This is a genomic window from Halpernia sp. (assembly GCF_048269545.1).
Taxonomy (GTDB): domain Bacteria; phylum Bacteroidota; class Bacteroidia; order Flavobacteriales; family Weeksellaceae; genus Halpernia.
The window spans coordinates 53,067-74,874 of record NZ_JBLXIJ010000004.1; the positions used below are offsets into that span (position 1 = coordinate 53,067).

17 protein-coding genes are annotated in these 21,808 nt (G+C 31.1%); 12 read left to right on the forward strand and 5 right to left on the reverse strand.

Going from position 1 to position 21,808, the window contains the following annotated elements; genetic code table 11:
- Positions 1 to 108 precede the first annotated feature (108 nt).
- Both ACN0WB_RS06955 and ACN0WB_RS06960 read right to left on the reverse strand, forming a co-directional pair.
- Positions 109 to 2,472 carry a S8 family peptidase gene (locus tag ACN0WB_RS06955; RefSeq protein WP_417430220.1) on the reverse strand — a complete coding sequence of 788 codons (2,364 nt, stop codon included), beginning with the start codon at positions 2,470 to 2,472 and terminating at the stop codon, positions 109 to 111.
- A 3-nt stretch (positions 2,473 to 2,475) separates the two neighbouring features.
- The gene (locus tag ACN0WB_RS06960) at positions 2,476 to 3,570 is read right to left on the reverse strand and encodes an AAA family ATPase (RefSeq protein ID WP_417430222.1); all 1,095 of its coding nucleotides are present in this window, start codon (positions 3,568 to 3,570) and stop codon (positions 2,476 to 2,478) included.
- A 169-nt stretch (positions 3,571 to 3,739) separates the two neighbouring features.
- Between ACN0WB_RS06960 and ACN0WB_RS06965 the strand changes: the two genes are divergently transcribed.
- Entirely contained in the window at positions 3,740 to 4,465 is a 726-nt protein-coding gene (locus ACN0WB_RS06965; RefSeq protein WP_417430224.1) for a type II toxin-antitoxin system HipA family toxin, read from the forward strand.
- 85 nt (positions 4,466 to 4,550) lie between these two features.
- The gene (locus ACN0WB_RS06970) at positions 4,551 to 7,889 is read left to right on the forward strand and encodes an Eco57I restriction-modification methylase domain-containing protein (RefSeq protein WP_417430226.1); all 3,339 of its coding nucleotides are present in this window, start codon (positions 4,551 to 4,553) and stop codon (positions 7,887 to 7,889) included.
- Here ACN0WB_RS06970 and ACN0WB_RS06975 read toward each other — a convergent pair.
- A complete protein-coding gene (locus ACN0WB_RS06975; protein ID WP_417430419.1) occupies positions 7,873 to 8,718 on the reverse strand; it encodes a TaqI-like C-terminal specificity domain-containing protein in 846 nt (281 codons plus the stop codon). The genes ACN0WB_RS06970 and ACN0WB_RS06975 overlap by 17 nt on opposite strands.
- Before the next feature lie 119 nt (positions 8,719 to 8,837).
- Here ACN0WB_RS06975 and ACN0WB_RS06980 point away from each other — a divergent pair, with 119 nt between their 5' ends.
- The 6 genes from ACN0WB_RS06980 to ACN0WB_RS07005 all read left to right on the forward strand — a co-directional run bounded on the left by ACN0WB_RS06980 (position 8,838) and on the right by ACN0WB_RS07005 (position 15,516).
- Complete coding sequence (locus ACN0WB_RS06980) at positions 8,838 to 9,434, forward strand: master DNA invertase Mpi family serine-type recombinase (RefSeq protein ID WP_417430227.1); 597 nt, start codon at positions 8,838 to 8,840, stop codon at positions 9,432 to 9,434.
- A 61-nt stretch (positions 9,435 to 9,495) separates the two neighbouring features.
- A complete protein-coding gene (locus tag ACN0WB_RS06985; protein WP_417430229.1) occupies positions 9,496 to 12,852 on the forward strand; it encodes a helicase-related protein in 3,357 nt (1,118 codons plus the stop codon).
- 256 nt (positions 12,853 to 13,108) lie between these two features.
- A complete protein-coding gene (locus ACN0WB_RS06990; protein WP_417430421.1) occupies positions 13,109 to 13,333 on the forward strand; it encodes a helix-turn-helix domain-containing protein in 225 nt (74 codons plus the stop codon).
- Between the two features lie 109 nt (positions 13,334 to 13,442).
- Positions 13,443 to 13,748 carry a hypothetical protein gene (locus tag ACN0WB_RS06995; RefSeq protein ID WP_417430230.1) on the forward strand — a complete coding sequence of 102 codons (306 nt, stop codon included), beginning with the start codon at positions 13,443 to 13,445 and terminating at the stop codon, positions 13,746 to 13,748.
- A gap of 41 nt (positions 13,749 to 13,789) precedes the next feature.
- Positions 13,790 to 14,752: a RhuM family protein gene (rhuM, locus tag ACN0WB_RS07000; protein ID WP_417430232.1), complete on the forward strand. Its 963-nt coding sequence runs from the start codon at positions 13,790 to 13,792 to the stop codon at positions 14,750 to 14,752.
- Between the two features lie 245 nt (positions 14,753 to 14,997).
- Complete coding sequence (locus ACN0WB_RS07005) at positions 14,998 to 15,516, forward strand: thioredoxin family protein (protein WP_417430234.1); 519 nt, start codon at positions 14,998 to 15,000, stop codon at positions 15,514 to 15,516.
- A gap of 73 nt (positions 15,517 to 15,589) precedes the next feature.
- Here ACN0WB_RS07005 and ACN0WB_RS07010 read toward each other — a convergent pair whose 3' ends face one another.
- Positions 15,590 to 16,153, reverse strand: a complete 564-nt coding sequence (locus ACN0WB_RS07010; RefSeq protein ID WP_417430236.1) for a hypothetical protein — start codon at positions 16,151 to 16,153, stop codon at positions 15,590 to 15,592.
- Positions 16,154 to 16,361: 208 nt separating this feature from the next.
- Between ACN0WB_RS07010 and ACN0WB_RS07015 the strand changes: the two genes are divergently transcribed.
- The 3 genes from ACN0WB_RS07015 (at position 16,362) to ACN0WB_RS07025 (ending at position 19,140) form a co-directional block, all read left to right on the forward strand.
- Positions 16,362 to 17,378, forward strand: a complete 1,017-nt coding sequence (locus tag ACN0WB_RS07015; protein ID WP_417430238.1) for a nucleoid-associated protein — start codon at positions 16,362 to 16,364, stop codon at positions 17,376 to 17,378.
- A 5-nt stretch (positions 17,379 to 17,383) separates the two neighbouring features.
- Positions 17,384 to 18,118 (forward strand): DNA-formamidopyrimidine glycosylase family protein, encoded by a 735-nt coding sequence (locus ACN0WB_RS07020; protein WP_417430240.1) that lies wholly within the window; start codon positions 17,384 to 17,386, stop codon positions 18,116 to 18,118.
- Positions 18,119 to 18,213: 95 nt separating this feature from the next.
- Positions 18,214 to 19,140, forward strand: coding sequence for a malate dehydrogenase (locus ACN0WB_RS07025; protein ID WP_417430242.1), 927 nt, complete (start codon positions 18,214 to 18,216; stop codon positions 19,138 to 19,140).
- A gap of 140 nt (positions 19,141 to 19,280) precedes the next feature.
- On the opposite strand, the gene ACN0WB_RS07030 is transcribed toward ACN0WB_RS07025, so the two are convergent.
- Positions 19,281 to 19,979, reverse strand: a complete 699-nt coding sequence (locus tag ACN0WB_RS07030; protein WP_417430244.1) for a hypothetical protein — start codon at positions 19,977 to 19,979, stop codon at positions 19,281 to 19,283.
- A gap of 150 nt (positions 19,980 to 20,129) precedes the next feature.
- Between ACN0WB_RS07030 and pafA the strand changes: the two genes are divergently transcribed.
- On the forward strand, positions 20,130 to 21,770 hold the full coding sequence (pafA, locus tag ACN0WB_RS07035) for an alkaline phosphatase PafA (RefSeq protein WP_417430246.1): 1,641 nt from the start codon (positions 20,130 to 20,132) through the stop codon (positions 21,768 to 21,770).
- The last annotated feature ends 38 nt before the right edge of the window (positions 21,771 to 21,808 follow it).

Below are 21,808 nucleotides of genomic sequence, written 5' to 3' on the forward strand. Positions count from 1 at the left end.
ACCAACCCCGATAAGCTACACACTGCTTTTTACATTCCGGTTTAAATTATTGTCTTAAAAGCTGCAACTTTTAAGACATTTTTTTTGTCTTTTTTTTGTTGGTAATTTTTATCCATTTAATCTAATTCTTACTTCTTCTCTTATTTTCACGTTGCTATGAACGAAACTAAAATTGTTCAACAGCTGCGTAACTTCATTGTAAATATTTCCTCTTTTTTTGGTATCCTTAATTGTTACGACCAAACAAAATTCCTGGCTTGGTACGGTTTTTTGTATTTCACATTTACTTTCCGTAAAATGTCTGAAAAGCCCTTCAAGTTTTAAGTACCAATTCTTAGGTGCTTTTAAAAACTTATCCTTATTAGTTGGCGTAAAATCATCAAAATTTACACTCCATTTTTTTACAGGTTGAAATTTATCTCCGTAAGAAAGTAGCATTCTCTCGCTTGCAAACGAAGTTTCAAAATCTTTCATAGCCTTTTTGCTGTAAACACTTGTCGCTAAAACATTTTGTCTTCCATCCGCTCCAATTGGGTTTTTAACCCTTGGTTGGGTTATATCTTTTTCAATTTTTTCATCATAGCTTCCTAAATAGACATCAATATTTGATTGGCAATATTCCGCTCCTTGCGATACTTCTAAAATAGGAGAAGTTACAAGTGTTACTGTTAATTCTCCATAAAAATATCCTTCATCATCTATCATACTTTGAGGAAATGGAAAATCAAGAATATCAATGAAAGAACCCTTCTCGATATTGTCTTGGAGGATTAATGTAATTTCATTGGGTTGATTAAATAAAATATCGTTGATATTTGACGGTATTCCAAATCCTGCTGCATCAATTTTTTCTGCAATAGTCATTTTCATTTCTTCCGGATATTTTGCAGAATGTATGACAAGTGCTTTCAACAGAAGAGGATTGAATTCTTCGCTTAACATTGAATGTACACCTGCTGTTATAGCTGCAATACGAGGTGTAGAAAAACTAGTTCCCACTTGTTTTGCTAAACTTCCGTCAGAAGAAAATGATTTCACAGGATTAATAACAACCTTATTGGAAGTATCTAATCCGGCATTTCCACCAAAATGAACAACATCAGGTTTAATCAAATTTGATGGTCCTGGACCAATTCTCGAAAAAGGAGATGAATTATTTTTCTCAGCAAAGTCAGTTTCCAACTTGTCGTGAGCAATAGAACCAACTACAAGCCCTCTAACGGTATCGGCAGATTTTGCTATTCTACTTTTAGGCGCATTAATTTTAAAATTATTACAATTGCCCGCAGATTTGCATATCAAAACATTGTTTTCCTCTTGAATTTCATCTAATGCTTTTGCAAAATCTGAAAATTCATATAAATCAGCTTCTCTATCTGTACCAAGGGATAAGTTCCATATTTTTATTTCATTATGGCTAGTGATTGCTTCTCTAATATTTTCAATTAACTCGTCCTCAAATATTTTTTGTTTAGTTAAATCAGGCATTACTATGGCTTCAAACAATTTGCATCCTTCAAAACCAGTGTAGTCTTTACCTTCTAAATTATCGCCGTATAATAAGACCCCAGCTACAAAAGTACCGTGTCCTTTATTGATATAATCTGCGTGGTATTTGGAAAAGCTTTTATTGTGTAGCCAAGGAGTAAGATGCGGAATATTTGAAATACCTGTATCAAGTACTCCTACTACTGGATAATTAGCACCTTCCTTTGGTTGCTTTATTTCAATAACATTCTCTTCTGTCAATTCATCCAAGGTCAGGCTATAAGTAGGCATTTCTGTTATTAATTGGATACCATCAAAGCCACGCAATTCATCAAAATCATCAGTAGTCACCTTGCTAATTCTGAAAATATTTAATTCGTCTGAATATTGAGCCTTTTCAAAATCGATACCATTATCTCTACAATATTTTTCGAAGCTTCTGATAAGGATATTGTTCAATTCGGTATTGCCGTAATTGAAAAGTTTTACTTTATATACTTGTTCTTCATCTTCTTCCTCAATTTCAATTTGAGGCTTAAATTCTTCTATGTTATTAATTGCGGAAATACCTACAAGTGTTGTATAATTTGGAAAAGCCAATTTGGCATCAGAAAAACGATTTAAAATATTTTTTAAGTCAGCTTCATTATCAATTTTAATCAATACCTCATCTTCACCGCTCACACCAATAATATTCAGCTTACCAACATTGAAAAGATTACCAATTTCTTTTCTGTAGGTTTTAGCTAAGGCATCTCCGCTTACCTTTAGTTTTACTACTGAAGGTATATAATTATTCTTCTTAACTTTTTCGGCTAATGAATTGGAAACTCCTGCCAAGACTGTTTTTATGTACTCTGATTTCTCTCTTAACTGTCCTTGAGAAGCCCATTTAGGAATAGTTTGACCTCCACCAGCTTCGGTTCCCATTTCATCTTTCTGCCTTTTCTGAAAGAATTTAATTGGCAAATTTCTATTTTCCATAATTTAGGCTTGTTTGTTTAAATAGTTTCTTATTTGTCTTAATGATACTTTCATACGCTCAGCGATAGTTGCTTGAGGCACTCCATTTTCATTTAGGAACTCAACAAGCTTTTCAATAGTAATATTTCCATTATTATTGAATTCGTATAGTTCAATAATTACATCTTCATAGGACAGCGTTTCACTACTATGAATAATAGTATGTGCTTTTGCATTATTAATTATGGCTTTAATATCTGATGGTGTTTTCCCTTCAAAAAGTTTAACCAATCTGTCTTTCCTTTTTTCATCATTCATAAAGTCTGTTTTAAAATCATCAACAAAATTCTTTATGAGTTCTTCAATTTCATTTTCCTGCGGAGAGCCTATTTCGATAACTGTATTAAATCTTCTCCAAATTGCCTTATCTAAAATTTCTGGGTGATTAGTCGCAGCGATAAGTATATTGTTTTTAGCAAAAACATCAATATTTTGAAGCAAACTATTAATAACTCTTTTCAATTCTCCCAACTCATATTGGTCATCTCTTGCTTTGGCAATCGCATCAAATTCATCAAGAAAAAGAATACAAGGCTTATTTTCAGCAAACTCGAATATTTTTCTAATATTCTTTGCTGTATTCCCTAAAAGAGAAGATACGATAGCATCAAATCTTGCTATTACCAATGGAAGTCCAGTGCTTTCAGAAATATATCTTGCAACACTTGTTTTTCCAACCCCTGGCTTTCCGAACAACAATAATGTATTAGAGGTTTCTACTCCGTTTTTAATCAATTCGCTTTGATGCTTTACAAGGCTAATAAAATCGTTAATTTTATTCTCAACAAGATGAGGCAAGACAATTAAATTTCGCTCTTTAGATGGCACTTCAACATCAATAATGCTTAACCGGCTTTCTTGGTCAATAGGCGTCGTAAGTAATTCATCCATTGTAATTGTTGTAGCCGGACCTTTATCAATAGTCTTAAGGATAAGCTTAGCCAGTTTTTGGTCACCATCACCATCTAGCTTTTCAGCAAGCATTTTAGAATAGTTTAAAACCTTCTTAGTGTCTTTATTCAGCCCGCCTTCAATTATCCTTAGTATTTCCGTGTGCATAATATTTCGATTGTAAATTACATTTTGTGATACAAAGATATTGTATTTTGGAATTAAAAACAAATAAATCGTAAAATTAAATTCAAAAATCGTAATTATTTTACAATAATCGTTATTTAAGTAGCTTTATGCGGAATGTTATTTCTAAAACTTGGAATATTTGATTTTAATGGATGAATTACTATACTATTTGGGTGGAGCAAGACCAAAAGCCAATATTGTAGATGAAAACGGAGATTTGTGGATTGCAAAATTTCCTTCTAAAAATGATACCATCGACAAAGGAGCTTGGGAATTTTTAGCGTACCAATTAGCATTGAAAAGTGGAATTGAAATGACGGAATGTAAAATTGAAAAAATAGCAGGAAAATACCACACCTTTTTCACAAAAAGATTTGATAGAGAAGGCGATAGCAGAATTCATTTTGCTTCTGCAATGACAATGACGGGAAATAGTGAAGAAAATTTAAGATTTTCCACAGCAAGTTATCTCGATATAGCAGAGTTCATCATGAATAATGGAACGAATGTCAACGAAAATCTTCATCAATTATGGCGAAGAATCGTGTTCAATATTTGCATTTCAAATACCGACGACCACCTTAGAAATCACGGTTTTATTTTAACCGAAAACGGTTGGATTCTATCTCCGGCTTATGACCTAAATCCTTCTGTTGAGAAAGATGGATTGTCTTTAAATATTGATATGGATGATAATTCTTTGAACCTTGAATTAGTGAAAAGCGTAGGAATTTATTTCCGATTAAATGAATCTGAAATGGATGGTATCATTGTTGAAATTCAAGATGCAGTCAGTAACTGGAAAGATATTGCAAGTGAAATCGGGATTTCGAGAGGAGAGCAGGAATTGATGAGAGGAGCGTTTCGGGATTAGTTGTTTTAAGGTTTTCCTTTAGTTTCCTTTATTTGATTTTGTTATATTTACAGAATAAGAAAACTAAAACTCCACATAAATACGAATGGACAAACTTATACAAAATTTCTCTACAAGAGCATTAGCAGATTTTTTCAAAAAAGCTATTTCATCATTTAAAATCGAAACAGAAGATATAAATCATTATATAGAAGATAAGGATTTTTCTTTATTTTCGGAACTTGCAAGAATTGGAAATATTGAATTTAAAAATTCAGATGAACTTATTGTTTTTGCGTGTAAATATAATGGAACTCTGTCAGAGCGTTCTTCTAAGAAAAAACAATTTGAAATAGCAAAATTAGTTCTAAAAGAAGATTTTAAAGACGGAGCCATTTTCGTTTATTATGATGATTTGGGGAAGTTTAGATTCTCATTTATCAGAAGAAATTGGGATGGCAAAGCAGATAAGAAATATTCTTCTTGGAAACGATTTACGTATTTTGTCAATCCAGAAGAGCACAATAAAACTTTCAGACAACGGATTGGAAACTGCACTTTCAAAGATTTGGATAGCATCCAAGATGCTTTTTCTGTTGAAAAATTGACGAAGGAATTTTACAATGATTTATTCAAATGGTATCAATGGACATTAACGGATGAAGTTGGTATCACCTTCCCAAATAACACGAATACTTCTGAAGATGATCGCATACAATTGGAAGAACAAATGATTCGTTTAATTACAAGATTATTATTTGTGTGGTTTATCAAACAGAAACACCTTGTTCCAGACACTCTTTTTAAAAAAAATGAACTTTCTAATATTTTAAAAGAGTTTAATCCTAATAGTACTCTGGATGGTAATTATTATAATGCAATTCTTCAGAACTTATTTTTTGCAACTCTAAACAAAGCGGTAAATGAAAGAGAATTTGCCAAGGTAGCGGATAAACGGGATATTAAAAGTCGATATCGCTATCCAGAAATGTTTAATTTATCTGAGAAAGAAATTAAAGAGTTGTTTCAGTATATTCCTTTTTTGAACGGAGGTTTGTTTGAATGTTTAGATAAGGAAGAAAGCACAGATGGTGTAAAATATCATTTAGATGGTTTTAGCAGAAGCGATAAGAAATCTGCAAATGGAAATTTTAAGCATCGTGCATTTTTACCCAATTCTATTTTTTTTGGTGATGGTGAACATGAAGGCTTAATTCCGTTGCTGGAAAGGTACAATTTCACAGTTGAAGAAAATGTTCCTAATGAAGTTCAAGTAGCATTAGATCCTGAATTATTAGGAAATGTTTTTGAAAATTTATTAGGTGCTTTCAACCCTGAAACACAAGAGTCTGCACGTAAACAATCTGGAAGCTTTTATACGCCTAAAGAAATTGTATCGTATATGGTAGATGAATCCTTAATTGCTTTCTTAGAAAGTAAACTACCAGATTTGAATCTAGAGATTATTCGCCAGCTTTTTGAGCAAGAGAATTTACCAGAAATCTTGGTGAAAAATCACAAATTATGCGAAACAATCAATGTTCAACTTCGATCGATAAAAATTCTTGATCCAGCTTGTGGTTCAGGTGCTTTCCCAATGGGAATTCTTAATAAAATGGTTGATGTTTTAGATAAGTTGGATGAGAAAAACAAATCATCACATCACGAATTAAAATTACATTTGATAGAAGAATGTATTTATGGTGTAGATATTCAAACTATTGCAGCACAAATAAGTAAACTTCGTTTCTTTATCTCCTTGATTGTGGAGCAAGAAGCAATGGACTTATCGAAACCTGAAGAAAACTATGGAGTATTAACCTTACCGAATTTGGAAACTAAATTTGTAGCAGCAAATACTTTGGTTGGGATGAAAAAAAAGCCTGCTCAACTTACAATATTTGATGTAACGGATCTTGCTGATAAAATTGAAGAAACAAAGCAAGAGTTGCTTACCACAAGACAAAACCATTTTTATGCTAAATCTGCTTACAAGAAAAAAGACTTGAGAGATAAAGATGCCGAACTTAGAAAAAAACTATCAAAATTAGTAGAAGAAAGCGGAGAATATACACCCGAAGACACTTTGCAGTTTTCACAATGGAATCCTTATGACCAAAACGCTAGTTCATCTTTTTTCGATGCCGAGTGGATGTTTAATATTAAAGATGGTTTTGATGTTATAATTGGAAACCCACCATATGTACAACTTCAAAAAGAAGGCGGAAAATTGTCTAAATTATATGAGAAAAGTGGATATGAAACTTTTGCAAAAACAGGGGATATTTACTCCTTGTTTTATGAGAGAGGTTGGCAATTAATAAAAAACAAAGGGCTACTTTGCTATATTACCTCTAATAAATGGATGCGTGCTGGATATGGAGAAAGTACCCGTAGATTTTTTGCAGAAAAGACAAACCCTATTCTCTTGATCGATTTTGCAGGGCAAAAAATATTTGAAGCTGCAACAGTTGATACTAATATTCTTTTGTTTTCTAAGGATAAAAATAGACAGCAAACGAAAGCCTGTGTAATCAAAGAAAAGGTGTTAAATAATTTGAGCGATTATTATAGACAAAATGCAAATATTACTGAATTTAAAAGTGATAAAAGTTGGGTAATACTTACTGATATTGAACAAAAAATTAAGGCTAAAATAGAAGCTGTCGGAACGCCCTTGAAAGAATGGGACATAAATATTTATCGTGGAATACTGACTGGATATAATGAAGCTTTTATTATTGACGGAGCTAAAAAAGACCAACTCATAGCAGAAGATCCAAAATCTGCCGAAATTATACGACCTATTTTACGTGGCAGAGATATAAAAAGATATAACTACGAGTTTGCAGATTTATGGTTAATTAACACCCATAATGGAATTAAAGAAAAAGCTATAAAGCCAATAAACATAGTAGATTATCCTGCTATTAAAAAACACTTAGATGCCTATTATCCAATATTAGAAAAACGTTCGGACAAAGGAGATACTCCATACAATTTAAGGAATTGTGCTTATATGGAGGATTTTTATAAACAGAAAATTGTATGGAAAATAATTGGATCTAATATAAATTTTTTTGTTGATACTGAAGGCTTGTTTTTTAATAATGCAGCCAATATATTGACAAGTAGTAGCGCAACACTTGAAATCATAATAGCTTTTTTAAATTCAAAAATATTTGAGTGGTATTTTAAAAAAAATATTTTTATCGAAGTTGAAGGAGGCGGAATTCAAATGTTTAGCACGGTTATGGAGAATATATCAATTCCTGTAATTAATGATACTTCTGAAAGAAATTTACTAATTGAGCTAGTGAATAAAATATCAAAAGAAAAAAAAGAAAAAATTAACACTAAACAACTTGACGCTGAAATTAACACCATTATTTACAGTATTCTAAAACTTTCAAATGAAGAAATTCACTTTATAGAGAATCAATAAAATGAATTTCATATTCATCGAAATCAAATAATTTATATATATTCTTATCTATTTGCATTTCAAGATTTAAGGTGTTGTTTGATTTGTTTTGAATTATTTCATAAACTAAATCTTGGATAATACTACTATTGACATTATCAATAATTGGAATAGGGATTTGCTCTAGTGATTGAATATTCAACATAATATCTCCTGCACCAGTAGTATCGCTATTATTATAAATAAAATATCTTCCATATTTGCTTTGTAAAAAAGCTAAAATATACAAATTGAAGTTAGATGTTATAAAAGATGCTGGAGCAGTTAAAAATTTTCCTTCTTCTAGTAGTGAAAAGGTTAAATTTTTGCCGACAGCTTTCCATACAATTTTCTGTTTATAAAAATCCTCCCAATAACCTATCGAATCTTGCGTTTCAAACCATTGATTATTAGTCTTTTTCCTTGCTCCCTTGTCGCCTGTTTGCTTTAATCTATCAAAGCCGAAGCTCAAGAGATGTTGTTTTATTGCAGGATATAGTTCAATATCTATTTTTAAACTCGGAAATGTTGTAATCAAATACAAATCAGCAAATTCATAAGAATAACGCTTAATATCTCTACCTCTAAGTAACGGTCGTATAATTTCATCGCTTTTAGGGTCTTGTTCAATTAATTCTTTTCGCTTTGCTCCATCTATTATGAAGGCATCATTAAATCCCGTTTTTATACCATAATTAATACGAATATCCCACTCCTTTAGCGGAGTTCCTATTCGCTCTATTTTCTCTTTTATCTGTTTTTCAATCGGAGAAAGTATTACCCAACTTTTATCACTTTTAAATTCCGTAATATTGGCATTTTGTCTAAAATAATCGCTGAACTAAGTGCTATATTTATTAGCTAAATTTAATTTAGACAGGTTACCTTTAATTTAAGCCATATTTGTCTAATAATTTAAACTAATAAAAAATGATTTACGGTTACATTAGAGTAAGTACAGACAAGCAAACTGTGGAAAACCAACGCTATGAGATCAACAACTTTTGCAATAAGAAGGAAATAGTGGTTGGTAAATGGATAGAAGAGACCATTTCGGGGTCAAAAAATGTAGATGAACGAAAACTCGGATCGCTGCTCAAAAAGATGAAGAAGGAAGATGTTCTTATTTGTTCGGAGCTTTCGCGATTAGGCAGAAGTTTATTAATGATAATGGGTGTACTTAATGAGTGTATGAATAGAGATATAAAAGTCTGGACTATTAAAGATAATTACAGATTAGGGAATGATATAAATTCAAAAGTATTAGCATTTGCCTTCGGATTATCAGCTGAGATTGAACGGAATTTAATCTCGCAACGCACGAAAGAAGCATTGGCTCGAAAAAAAGCAGAAGGAGTAATTCTTGGCAGACCAAAAGGAAGTAAATCGGCAAAAACAAAACTTACAGGACAGGAAAAGAAAATCGAGGAATTGTTAGCTAAAAAAGTTTCGTTTTCCGCTATCGGGAGAATACTGGGTGTTCATAGGTTAACTGTGAGTAATTTTGTAAAACGAGGTGGTTTTTAAAAAACATTAGCAATAATGAGCAGATATCTTATCTTTGAAAAAGCAACAACAATTTTTTAATATGTCTACTAATTTCATTACCAATAATAAGCAACAAAAAACTCTAAAAGCTAGGTTAAATACTTTAATTTCAATAAGTGAGGAACTTAAATTTTTAGTTGGATATTTCTATTTTTCTGGATGGTCAGAAATTTATTTGAGTCTTGAAAAAAATCCCCAACAAAAGCTAAAACTATTGGTAGGATTACAAGTTTGCAATTATCTAGGAAATATCATTGAGTATGCGGATCAACAAGAAAATACTTCTTCGGATGAAGAATTTCAGAAATATCTTATCTCGCTTGGCTTTGCATTGAATAATGAGGAAATGGATACGGAAGAATTTTACAATCAAGTAGGTTTTTTTGTAAAGATGATTGAAGAAGACCGATTAGAAATACGAAAGACGGAAAATCCTAATCATGCGAAATTGTATCTTTTTCATCTAAACGAAGATCAAGCAGAAAAACAAGGAATGCCCGGACAATTTATTACAGGAAGCAGTAATCTTACACGCTCAGGATTGCATAACCAAGAAGAATTCAATGTTGAGATTAAAGACTATGGATACAAAGAGGCAGTGCTTTATTTTGATGAATTATGGGAAAAAGCAATACCCATTACAGAGCAGCAAGAAAACCGAGATATACTGATAGATTTTATAAAAAATAAAACTCAAGTTGCCACAGTTACTCCTTTTGAAGCATATTGTCTGGTTATTAAAACTTATCTCGACCTCCAAAATCAAGAAAATGAAGAGGTAGATTTAGATGCTTTACTAGAGAAAATAGATTTGAAAAAATACAGCTATCAATCTGATGCTGTTAATCAAGCAATGCATATGATTAATGAGCACAATGGTTGTATTGTTGCAGACGTAGTAGGTTTAGGAAAAACTGTTATTGCATCAATGATTGCTCGGCAAATGAATAAACGAGGAATTGTTATTTGTCCACCAGGATTAATGGGAGATCCAGAGAAAAAAGACAGTGGTTGGTGGGAATATTTAGAAAAATTCGGTTTACATAATTGGCAAGTTTACAGCCGGGGAATTGTAGAGCGAATTGCTGATAATATTGAGGGAAGAGATTTTGAAGTAGTCATTGTAGATGAAGCTCATTATTTCCGAAATCAAGATACAACTGATTATGAAGCATTGTCGATGATTTGTAGAGGAAAAAAAGTAATCCTATTATCTGCAACACCATTCAATAATTCACCGGCAGATATTTTTTCACTTTTAAAGCTATTTATTGTTCCAGGGAAATCTACCATATCATTAGAAGATAATCTTGCGGGAAAATTCAGCCGTTTATATTATGAATACAAACAATTATCTACCATTTTTAAAAATTGGAATTCTGCTGATGACAAAAAAAGAAAGCTTGCAGAAAATTATTACACTACAATTGTTGATGAAAACCTTCCTATTGATATAAAAAAAGTGAAAGCTGTTACAAAACGTCTTTCAAATGATATTAAACGAATCATCAGTCCAGTAGTAATACGACGAAATCGTTTAGATCTTAAGTTGGATTATATTTATTCTAAAGAAGTGGGTGATTTGTCTGTAGTGAAAGATCCCAAAGAAGTTTTTTATTACCTGGATGCAGAACAAGATGAATTTTATGACAATATTATAAGTAAATACTTTGCAGAGGATGGTTTGTTTACTGGAGCAATTTATCAGCCATTTAGTTATGAGAAAATATTGAGTGATAAATTGGATGAGTTTGGTAACCGCCAGTACAATCAACAGAAAAACTTATTTGATTTTATGCGTCGTATTTTAGTAAAACGATTCGAGTCTTCATTTGGTTCTTTTGAAAAATCTATTGATCGATTTTTGGAAGTACATATATTGGTAAAAGATTTTATCGATAAAACAGGAAAATTTATTTTAGATCGCTCTTTTATCGACAGAATAAAGGATTTTGACGATGATGAAATAGAAGCAAATTTAGAAAAATATGCCAGTGGCGACTTAAAACGGAAAACACCAAAGAATACTGAAGTTTATGAGATTGATGCTTTTCAACGGAAACAAGAGTTTTTAGAAGATATTGATTCGGATATAAAACTATTTGAAGGGATTCAGCAAAGATTAAAAGATTTAAAATTAGTTGAGAAAGATCCTAAACAAGAAGAGATAATAAAAAAAATAAAATCTGCCTTAGCAAAAGATCCCGACAGAAAAATCATATTATTCTCAGAATATGTAGAAACAATTCTTCACTTAGAAAAACGTTTCAAAAGTGAATTTGGAAAGCACGTGTTAGTTTGTGATGGCAAAGTTTCAAAAGACTTGGCGAGACATCTTAATAGTGATTTTAATGCTCAATATAATAAAGGTTTAAAGACAAATCATTTTAAAATACTGCTTACTTCGGATAAACTTTCCGAAGGTTTTAATTTAAATAGAGCTGGGATGATTATCAATTATGATATTCCATGGAATCCAACTAGAGTGATTCAGCGAGTGGGTCGTATTAACCGAATTGGTTCTAAGGTTTTTGATGAATTGTTTATTTTAAATTTTTTCCCGTCTCTTAAAGGTGCAGATATTGTAAAATCTAGAGAAATTGCACAGCAAAAAATGTTTTTGATTCACAATGCATTAGGAGAAGATGCGAAAATTTTCGATGAAGATGAGGAACCAAGTCCAGCTGCACTAGGTTCAAAGATTAATAGTAATCCACAAGAAGAAGGTGAAGTTAATACAATTACAAAAATTCGAAATCTATATGCTGATTTACAGAAAGAGCATCCAGAAATCATTGAAAAAATCAGTCAACTTCCACCACGTGTAAAAACAGCAAAAAAATATCCTGAATATGAATTGAATGTTTTGAGAAGAAAAGGATTAAGCTTATTTGCGCAAACTACGGGGAAAGATGAAAATAGAAATATTAAGGAAATTGATTTTGAAAATTTATTACAAAAAATTGAATGTACAATTGAAGAACCATCACTAAAACTTTCATCTGTGTTTTGGGGATTGTATGAGGAAATCAAAGAATTCAAACCCAAGTATAAATTGGGAAGAAGTGAAATCTCTTTAGAACAAAAAGCAGAAACTAACCTTAAAAAATCACTTAAAATATTAAAAGATTTAAACTTTGAAAATTTAAACTTCATTCAGATGCTTATTAAGGATTTGCGAAATTATCATACGCTGTCAGTTAGAAGTATAAGACGTATTGGAGCACAAGATTTGACTGAAGATAAAACGTCTGTTCGCTTATTTTTAGAAGAAATTTCATGGTTAAAGAAACATTTGGGAGAGAATTATCTTGATGATATAGAATCCAGAACGAAAGGTAAAAACAAAGAAGTGATTATTGCTATTGAGAATAATGATTTGAGAGAGTTATTATAAATTCTTAGAGAATTAATTTTGATTTTAAATTGGAATCTCAGTTTCATTCTCAATTTGGATTACATCATAAGTTTCCAAATTAGAATTTAATATTTAATTCAAAATATAAATTAATTTGTATAGTTTTTGAACTCAGTTAAAATTAATTACAATTTTTATATCACATCACATATAAAATATGCTTCAAAACAAAAAATATACGCATTTACATATAATTTTATATATTTGTGCTAAATACTTGCAAAAGCATATAAAAATGTATAAAAATTTAGCACAATTCACCAAAGATAAACGCAAAGAAGCCAATCTTACCCAGCAGGAGTTTGCTGAAAGAGCTGGTGTTGCTTTGACTGTGGTTAGGAAAATAGAGCAAGGAAAGGAGAATTTGAGTTTGGCAAAAGTGAACCAAGTTCTTTATATGTTTGGCAGTAAATTAATTCCTGCACCTATGAAAGAAATTGATGAACGAGACAAACGATAGTTTTTCATTAAAACGGTTGCCACTTATCATAATAAATCCGATATTCATCTGATTGAAAACTTATTAATTTCTAAAAATATTTCGGAAATTTACAGTGTAATTATAACTGATGAAAACAGAAAACCAAATAGAAATTTACCTAGCTGTTGATGGCTCTACTCAAATTAATGTCCAATTTGAGGAAGATACGGTTTGGCTTACGCAAGCGCAAATGGCAGAATTGTTTGGAAAAGGAAGAACTACAATTACTGAACATATAAATAATGTGTTTACTGAAGGAGAACTTGTAGAAGAAGTGGTATGTCGGGATTTCCGACACACCACTCAATATGGTGCTATTAAAGGAAAAAGCCAGTCTAAAGATGTGAAATATTATAATTCCAGTTCGTTGAAGAGTGAAATTTCTTTTATATAAAGTAAAAAATATTCCCGAACTTTACAAAGCAATTATAATCAATGGAAGTAGAAAATCAAATAGAAATATACCAAAACAAAGAATCTGGTGTTTCGCTTGAAGTTAAGTTTGAAGGAGATACTGTTTGGTTGTCGCAAAGTCAATTGAGCGAATTATTCAAGCAAACAAAACAAAATATAAGTCTGCATATCAATAATTGTTTCAAAGAAGGAGAGTTAGATGTAAATTCAGTTATCAAGGATTCCTTGACAACTGCAGCAGATGGAAAGAAATATAAAACTAAATACTATAATTTAGATGTTATCATTTCAGTTGGCTATAGAGTGAAATCCAAGCAAGGAACCCAATTCCGTATTTGGGCAAACAAAATCCTAAAAGAATATTTAGTAAAAGGTTATTCCATTAACGAAAAAAGATTAGCCCAAAAAGAACAGGAAGTTCAACTTTTGAAAAATGGAATTCAGATTTTAAGCAGAGCCATTGAAGAGAAAACAGAGGAAAATGAATGGCTGTCGATTTTCTCTAAAGGACTACAATTATTAGATGATTATGATCACGAAGAATTGGATTCTAAAGGTTTAACGAAGAAAACTGCTATTTATCCAACGCGAGAAGATTATCAGGAACTCATCAATCAAATGGTGGTAGATTTTGATTCGCAAGTGTTCGGAAAAGAAAAGGATCAAAATTTCCAGAGTTCAATTGCGCAAATAGAAAAAGGTTTTGGAGAAAACGATTTTTATCCAACCTTGGAAGAGAAAGCCACGATGCTTTTGTATTTAGTTGTTAAAAATCATTCTTTTGTGGATGGTAATAAAAGAATAGCGGCGGCGTGTTTTTTAAAGTTTTTGCAAACCAATAAAATGCTTTTCAACGCACAAAATGAACTGATTATTAGCAATGACACTTTAGCGAGTTTAACATTGTTCATCGCTTCAAGCAAACCAGATGAAATGGAAACTGTAAAAAGATTGGTTATCAGTGTTTTAAATAGGAATAAATAAGGTGATAACTGATAAAAAGGTTAATGTTCAGTATATATTTTCACAGATTACACTCATAAATCAGTACCGTATTTGTACCATAAAATCATAACTAACTGATTATCAGTATCCGTTATTTTCGAAGAGGTGAAATAAACTTCAATAAATATATTTAAAATTCTCCAAGTGAAAACTAGGGGAATTTTTTTATTAAATAGGTTGTAAATCCTCAAAAAAAATATAATTTTACCGAAAATAAAAAATAAATGAAATTCACAAAAATCTTAATTGTAGCATTATTATTCGGTTTTATACAAACTGCTTTTGCTCAAGAAAATGCAGAAGTTGTCATTGCAAATGCACAAAAACAAGCAAAAAAAGAAAACAAAAATGTAATGGTTTTCTTCCACGCCTCATGGTGCGGTTGGTGTAAATTGATGGATAAGAAAATGAATTTACCTTCCACCAAAAATTTGTTTGATGACAATTATGTTTTGGCATCTTTAGATGTTTTAGAAAATGGCGAAAAAGTAAAATTAGAAAATCCAAATGGAAGAGAATGGATGGCAAAATATGGCGGAAAAGACGCTGGATTGCCGTATTTTGTTTTCATTAACAGCAAAGGTGAAGTTTTAGAAAATTCTTTAAATGAAAAAAAGGAAAATCTTGGATGTCCTTCTACTCCAGAAGAAATTGCTTCTTTTGTAAGTAAATTAAAGAAAACCTCTAATCTGAATGAAAACCAATTAGAAATTATTAAAAAAGCATTTTCTGAGAAACTTTAGAAAATTACTATCGCTAAAAATAAATTCCCCACTTTTAAAAATGGGGAATTTTTTGTTTTAATAAAACGACTTTTTATTGATTTAGAAAAGTTTTAAGTTTGAGCGCATCTGCATTCATCGGGTCATATTGCAAAGATTTCTCTAAATGTTGCTTCGCTGATTCTTTATCAGAATCTTTCAAATTATATGCAACATAAAATTCTGCGTAAGCCAAATTCTTTTTATTGGCTTCTAATTCTTCCGGTTTTACTTTAGAAATATATTTTTCGTAAGCTAAAGTTGCATTTGCGTCGTCTTTCATAGATTGATAAACATAAGCTTGGCTGTAATATGCAGGAGCCCAATCTGGCAATAAAGTTGAAATATTTTTCCAAGTTTCTAAAGCATTTGTAAAATCTTTTGAATTTTGATAAGCGGTTGCTAAATTTACTAAAGCTTTAGTATCATTTGGATTTGTAGCAATTTGTGTTTTTAATGCGCTAATTTCTGGCGTTTCTGCGTTAGTTTTTACTTCTGTTTTCACAGTTGTACTGTCATTTGGAATTGTTTTGGTTTGTGCAAAACCAAAACTTATTGCGCTAAAAAACAATGCCGCGACAATCGATTTTTTTGTGTTGTTCATTTCTAACTTTTTCATTTTATTTATTTTTAATAATGTTAATTTCACTTCGAGAATACCAAGAATAATTCCAAGCTTTTTCATTTTTTGAAACTTTAATATTTTTTATAATAACTTAACTATTGTTTACGTAATAAATAGTTGAGGAAAAAATTTTTATTTCTGTCAAAAAATTTCCTGCTTTAGTCTTTTAAAAATACCTTTGTAATCACAAAATTCTAAATTAATGCTCTCCAAAATAACAGTTCATAAAGTCGGGAATAAAATCAATCAGGAAAACCTTTTTCTTTCGGAAGAAGAACTTCAGATTGATGATGATATGAAGGAACTTCTAAGCGATTATTTCCTAAATGCTTTTAAATCTGAAGAACAATTTCAGTTTTACAGTGATTCTTATTTATCATTAAATCCAATTTATTCTTCTGTTTCTGAAATTTTTGAGGTTAAAGATAAATTCCAGTTTGAGTCGGAAAATATTGCGAAACATTTATACGAAATAAGTGAAAATCCGCGCGTTCAAGGTGGAGAATTATTTGTTGTTTATTTTGAAGGAGAAATTACGGAGGAAGGAAACCAAATCGATTCTATTGGAATTTTTAAAACTGAAAATAAAAATCCTTTCCTTAAAATTTTATCTAAAGATGAAAACTATGAAATTGAAAAAGATTACGGAATTTCTTTAGCCAAATTAGATAAAGGTTGCTTGATTTATAACACGGACAAAGAATCTGGTTTTGCAATTTCTGTGGTTGATAATAATAAAAATGGCGATCAATATTATTGGTTTGAAGATTTTCTTAAAGTGAAGCAGCGCGATGATGAATATTTTCATACGCAGGAAACACTTTCAGTTTTTAAAGATTTTGTCATTAAACAATTGCCGCAAGAATTTGACGTAAATAAACCGGATCAAGCAGATTTTTTAACTAAATCAATCAATTTTTTTAAAGAAAAAGAAAGCTTTGATTATGATGAATTTACCAATGAAGTTTTAGGTGATAAAAATGTAATTGAAAGTTTTTCTAATTTTAAAAGTGATTACGAACAGGAAATGCAGGTTTCTATTTCCGAAGATTTTCCTATCAATCAAACGGCAGTAAAGAAAAATCAACGCTATTTTAAAAGTATTATTAAATTAGATAAAAATTTTCATATTTATGTTCATGGTGATCGGAAAATGATTCAGCAAGGACAAGATGAAAACGGGAAATTTTATATGCTTTATTTTGAAGAAGAAAAATAAAACTGATGCCAGAAGGTCCAACCATAAAATTTCTCGCTCAAAAATTACAAAAATTCGTGGGCGAAAAAGTCACCGAAGCATCTGGTTATGGCGAAATGGATAAGTCTAAAATTGATAATATCAAATTAGAAAATATTGAAACTTTCGGTAAAAATTTGATTTTCCTTTTTAAAGATTTCTTTGTCACGGCTCATTTCGGATTATTTGGGAGTATGAAAATTAATGAACGAAAAAAAGTAAACGCCAGTTTTGCACTTCATTTCACAAACGATGAAATTAATTTTTATGTCACGCGGACAAAACTTTATGAAGGGAAACCACAAGATTATTTTAATTTTAAAACTGATATTTTAAAACCAGAATTCGACCAAAAACTTATTTTAGAAACTTTACAGAATAAATTTTCTAAGAAAATGATTGGCGACGTTTTAATGGATCAAAGTATTTTCACAGGCGTCGGAAATATTATTAGAGTTGAGGTTTTGTATCGCTCAAAAATCCATCCTGAAAGTATTGTAGAAAAAATTCCTGTCAAGAAATTAAAAGAATTAATTAAGATTACTGCTTATTATGCGGAAGAATTTTTAATTTTAATGACGAATGATTGCGTAAAAAAAGACGCCATCGTTTATGCGAAAAAAGTTTGTCCTATTCATAAAACAGATTTAGAAATTGAAAAAATGGGCAAAGTAAAACGAACCACTTATTGGTGCAAAAAATGCCAGAAACTTTATAATTAATTTAAGATTACTAAAATTGCGATAAACTTCAATATTTCGTAAATTTGGAAATCTAAAATCTAAAATCTAAAATCTAAAATCTAAAATCTAAAAATATGAAAGTTACCGTAGTTGGCGCAGGAGCAGTAGGCGCAAGTTGTGCAGAATACATTGCAATGAAAAATTTCACTTCTGAAGTTGTTCTTGTAGATATTAAAGAAGGATTCGCAGAAGGAAAAGCAATGGATTTAATGCAAACCGCATCTTTAAATGGATTCGACACCAAAATTACCGGAACTACGGGAGATTATTCTAAAACTGCAGGTTCAAAAGTGGCTGTAATTACCTCTGGAATTCCAAGAAAACCAGGAATGACACGCGAAGAACTCATCGGAATCAACGCTGGAATAGTAAAAGAAGTTTCTCAAAATTTAGTAAAACATTCACCAGATGTTATTATTATCGTGGTTTCAAACCCGATGGATACAATGGCTTATTTGGTTCACAAAACTTCAGGTTTACCAAAAAATCAAATTATCGGAATGGGCGGCGCATTAGATTCTGCACGTTTTAAATACCGTTTGGCGGAAGCTTTAGAATGTCCAATTTCTGATGTAGATGGAATGGTAATCGCGGCTCACAGTGACAAAGGAATGTTGCCTTTGTTATCAAAAGCAACAAGAAATGGGGTTTCTGTTTCAGAATTTTTAAATGAAGAACAACAAAATTATGTTGCCGAAGAAACCAAAGTTGGTGGTGCAACTTTAACAAAATTATTGGGAACTTCCGCGTGGTACGCTCCTGGAGCAGCCGTTTCAATGTTAGTTCAGTCCATCGTTTGTGATCAGAAAAAAATGATTCCTTGTTCCGTAATGTTAGATGGAGAATATGGAGAAAGTGACATCTGTCTTGGAGTTCCGTGTATTATCGGAAAAAATGGAATAGAAAAAATCGTAAACATTTCTTTAACAGATGCTGAAAAAGAGAAATTTGCAGATTCTGCAAAAGCCGTGAGAGAAGTAAATGGAGATTTGAAATTTTAATTATAATTTTTCTTCTTAAATATAAAAACTATCTTTTTGGAGATGCGTTTTTTTTGATTTACATTATAATTTTAATTTTTTAGTAGTTTTTATTTGAAATTATAAATTTTAGTAATATTTTTAGTTTTAATAAACTTATCTTAAACGATTTTCATAATGTAATTGACAATATTTTTCCAAATAATTGTATTTGGTACGGTAACGAGAAGTATTATTTCAAAAGTCCAAAACATTAAAAAATAAAGATATGGACTGCCCCAAATTTTTCTTTTAAACTTAATTTTTTCAAAAATTAAAATAAGAATTGGAATGAGAAAAGGCATTATAACCGAAGTCAAAAGTCCAAGTCCAGGTTTAATTTGATTTAAAAGTCGGGACATTCCAGGATTTAGTATGATTAAAGTCGCACCAATTAAAAATGCAACATGCCACCGAATATTCCGTCTATAATACATCGCAATGCAATAATAAATTGAAAGAAATACTGCGTCAAGTAATCCGATAAATGCGGTTACATAAGCATCAGTTTGTCCAGCTGAAAGTTCTCTCTGCGTTTTCTGCGTTACTAAAATTAATATCGTTACGACGAGTATCGGAACTAAGAAATAAGATAATTTACCAATTTTTCTTTGTAACGCGTATTTCCTTTGCCTAATTAAAATTGGTTGTAAAATAATCAATACAAACCATAAAATAAAGGCGGCAAAATGAATGTGAATTACTTTTTCAAAATGATTGAAATTAGGAAAAAAACTGAGATAAGTTTTATAAAAACCAAGTAAAGAAATTATAATGACGAAAATAAAAAATGGTATTAATAACCGATTCGTTTTTTCCATGGTTAAAAATTTTTATTGATTTTCTATTTAAAGACAAATTTTCAAAATTTTACAATTCTTTCTTAATGTAAATATAATATAAAATTAAAAAGAATTGTTTAGCTCTCCAAAAAATCCCTTAAATTTGAAGAACAACTTTAATTCAAAAAAATGTTTAAAAAATCCCTAATTTTCGCGCTCGCCATTTTTTCCACGGGTGTATTTTCTCAAAAAAATAACACAACTTTAAAACGTCCCAAATTAGTCGTTGGTTTAGTGGTCGATCAAATGAGATGGGATTATTTATACCGATATTATGATAAATTTGAAAATGATGGTTTTAAAAGATTAATCAACCAAGGTTTCTCTGTCAATAATGTGCATATTCCGTATGTTCCAACCTATACTGCAGTTGGTCACAGTTCTATTTATACAGGTTCAGTTCCGGCAATCAATGGAATTTGTGGAAATGATTGGTATGACAAATCACTTGGAAAAAGTGTTTATTGTACAGCAGATGATTCCGTAAAACCAGTTGGAACGGCGAATGCAAAAGTAGGAAGTCAATCACCGAAAAATCTTTGGTCCACAACAATGACGGATCAATTGAGATTAGCCACGAATTTTCAGGGAAAAGTTGTAGGCGTTTCTTTAAAAGATCGTGCTTCTATTTTACCAGCTGGTCATAATCCAACTGGCGCATTTTGGTTTGACGATTCTACAGGAGATTTCGTAACGAGTTCTTATTATATGAATGAATTACCAAAGTGGGTAAATGATTTTAATGCTCAAAAAGTTCCGGATAATTTAGTTAAAAATGGTTGGAATACTTTGCTTCCGATTTCAGAATATACAGAAAGTTCTCCCGATAATTCTCCGTGGGAAGGACTTCTTGGAAGTGCGAAAACACCGACTTTTCCGTACAATAATTTTGCGGCAGATTATCAAAAGAAAAAAGACAATATTAGAACTTCGCCTTTTGGAAATACTTTGACTTTAAAAATGGCAAAAGCAGCGATAAATGGAGAAAACTTGGGAGACGACGCGATTACCGATTTTCTTGCAATAAATTTAGCTTCCACAGATTATGCAGGTCATAAATTTGGACCAAATTCTATTGAGGTTGAAGATGTTTATTTGAGACTAGATCGAGATTTAGGAGATTTTTTTAAATATTTAGACAAAACTGTTGGTGCAGGAAATTATACTGTTTTCCTTTCTGCGGATCACGGCGGTGCGCATTCTGAAGGTTTTATGGAAGAACATAAAATGCCGACAGGTTTTTACGGAGAAGGTGCTAAAAAAGATTATAATCAATTTTTGAAGGATAAATTTGGCGTTGATAAATTAGTGATCAGTTTTACCAATAATCAGATTTATTTGGATGATAAAATAATGACAGATAATAAGTTAGATGAAACTCAAGTTAAAGACTATTTAATTAATTATTTGAATCACGACAAAAGTGTTTTGTTCGCCGTGGATATGAAAAAAGTAGCACCATCTTCCATTCCGGAACCAATTAAAACCAGAATTATGAACGGCTACAATTGGCAAAGAAGTGGCGATATTCAATTAATTTTCCACGATTCTTGGTTGCCAAATTATTCAAGATTAGGAACAACACATGGCGCATGGAATTCTTATGATTCACATATTCCATTATTATTTATGGGATGGGGAATTCAGAAAGGTGAAACTAATAAAGATTATCACATGACCGATATTGCACCGACAATTTGTGCATTGTTAAAAATACAGTTTCCAAGTGGAAATGTCGGAAATCCGATTGCTGAAGTTTTGGGAAAGTAAATTTTTTTTAATTTCTTTTCAAAAGCAAAATTATGTTC

Bases quoted from the DNA above. Each gene is read 5' to 3' on its own strand.
- ACN0WB_RS06960 (WP_417430222.1), bottom strand. From the start codon at position 3,570: ATGCACACGGAAATACTAAGGATAATTGAAGGCGGGCTGAATAAAGAC.
- ACN0WB_RS06965 (WP_417430224.1), top strand. From the start codon at position 3,740: ATGGATGAATTACTATACTATTTGGGTGGAGCAAGACCAAAAGCCAAT.
- ACN0WB_RS06995 (WP_417430230.1), top strand. From the start codon at position 13,443: ATGAAAACAGAAAACCAAATAGAAATTTACCTAGCTGTTGATGGCTCT.
- ACN0WB_RS07020 (WP_417430240.1), top strand. From the start codon at position 17,384: ATGCCAGAAGGTCCAACCATAAAATTTCTCGCTCAAAAATTACAAAAA.
- ACN0WB_RS06985 (WP_417430229.1), top strand. From the start codon at position 9,496: ATGTCTACTAATTTCATTACCAATAATAAGCAACAAAAAACTCTAAAA.
- ACN0WB_RS07015 (WP_417430238.1), top strand. From the start codon at position 16,362: ATGCTCTCCAAAATAACAGTTCATAAAGTCGGGAATAAAATCAATCAG.
- ACN0WB_RS06955 (WP_417430220.1), bottom strand. From the start codon at position 2,472: ATGGAAAATAGAAATTTGCCAATTAAATTCTTTCAGAAAAGGCAGAAA.
- ACN0WB_RS07005 (WP_417430234.1), top strand. From the start codon at position 14,998: ATGAAATTCACAAAAATCTTAATTGTAGCATTATTATTCGGTTTTATA.
- ACN0WB_RS06970 (WP_417430226.1), top strand. From the start codon at position 4,551: ATGGACAAACTTATACAAAATTTCTCTACAAGAGCATTAGCAGATTTT.
- ACN0WB_RS07025 (WP_417430242.1), top strand. From the start codon at position 18,214: ATGAAAGTTACCGTAGTTGGCGCAGGAGCAGTAGGCGCAAGTTGTGCA.
- ACN0WB_RS07030 (WP_417430244.1), bottom strand. From the start codon at position 19,979: ATGGAAAAAACGAATCGGTTATTAATACCATTTTTTATTTTCGTCATT.
- rhuM (WP_417430232.1), top strand. From the start codon at position 13,790: ATGGAAGTAGAAAATCAAATAGAAATATACCAAAACAAAGAATCTGGT.
- ACN0WB_RS06990 (WP_417430421.1), top strand. From the start codon at position 13,109: ATGTATAAAAATTTAGCACAATTCACCAAAGATAAACGCAAAGAAGCC.
- pafA (WP_417430246.1), top strand. From the start codon at position 20,130: ATGTTTAAAAAATCCCTAATTTTCGCGCTCGCCATTTTTTCCACGGGT.
- ACN0WB_RS06980 (WP_417430227.1), top strand. From the start codon at position 8,838: ATGATTTACGGTTACATTAGAGTAAGTACAGACAAGCAAACTGTGGAA.
- ACN0WB_RS07010 (WP_417430236.1), bottom strand. From the start codon at position 16,153: ATGAAAAAGTTAGAAATGAACAACACAAAAAAATCGATTGTCGCGGCA.